Source organism: Verrucomicrobiia bacterium, from assembly GCA_035629175.1.
In the GTDB taxonomy this organism is placed as follows: domain Bacteria; phylum Verrucomicrobiota; class Verrucomicrobiia; order Limisphaerales; family DASXHY01; genus DASXHY01.
Genome location: DASPIL010000059.1, coordinates 1 through 1,026, shown reverse-complemented (window position 1 = coordinate 1,026; position 1,026 = coordinate 1). Strand labels below are relative to the sequence as shown.

Annotated in this window: 1 protein-coding gene; it reads left to right on the top strand. The window is 58.7% G+C overall.

Going from position 1 to position 1,026, the window contains the following annotated elements; translation table 11 throughout:
• Positions 1–279: 279 nt before the first annotated feature.
• The coding region (locus VEH04_09875) for a hypothetical protein (GenBank protein HYG23079.1) at positions 280–1,026 on the top strand (747 nt) is incomplete at its 3' end.

Below are 1,026 nucleotides of genomic sequence, written 5' to 3'. Positions count from 1 at the left end.
TACCGCCCTACCCTCTACGATTTCATCGCGCATGAAGCCCTGCAGTTCTATACCTCCGGCGAGCAAGCCGCCGCCAAGCCGCAGGATGCGTTCGAGCTTTCCGCCGACAGCCCCATCTTTGGATCCGTGCAGCAGTTCCTGGCCTGGAACGTGGGACAGGCAACCGCAGAAGCCAATTCAAGCACCGCAGTCTCGCCGGTCATCCGCGCAATTCGCCTATACCAGGACCTGCTTCGTTTCCACCAAAATGATCCCGCACCGCGCCTGGCCTTTGCAGACGTGGACCTGGAACGCCTGACCTGGGGCTGGAACACTGCCTTTGGCGAAACCAAGAATGAGCGCTACAAGGCGGCTTTGGAGAACTTCATCCGCACCTACGCCGATTTCGACATTTCCGCTTTGGCCATGGAACGCATGGCAAGAGTCCTGCAACAGGAAGGCGATCTGGTCGCAGCCCACAAGGTCGCGGAACGCGGCGCGCAAGTGTTCCCGCAGTCGGTTGGCGGCAAACTCTGTCGCAACCTGTTATTGGAGCTGGAGGCCAAGGCCGTCCAAATCTCGACTGAACGGGTGTGGAACTGCTTCGATCGCACCGGTATCCTGCGCCTTTCTGAAAACGCGCAAGGTGGCGGTGACCGCTCGAACGCGTGCCCGAAGATCACGATTCGCTATCGCAACGTGGACCAGGTCTATTTCCGAGCAATTCCTTACAACTGGGAAGTGTTTTTGCAGAAGCGCCACAACCGTCCGGAAAACCTGAGCCAACAGGAACGAAGCGAGGTTCTGGCCACCGCGTTCGCGCACGAGTGGTCGGAGAAACTGCCACCGACCTCCGATTACAAGGAAGTCACCATGCCGCTGGCGGCCCCCGAACAACTGAAACCGGGCTTCTACTTCATCGTGGCCAGTCACGACCCAAGCTTTGGCGCGCAAGAAAACCAGGTTTCCATGGCGGCGGTTTGGGTGAGTGATCTGTCGCTAGTCACTCGCACGCGACAGGGGCAAATCGAAGGTTTTGTATTGGAC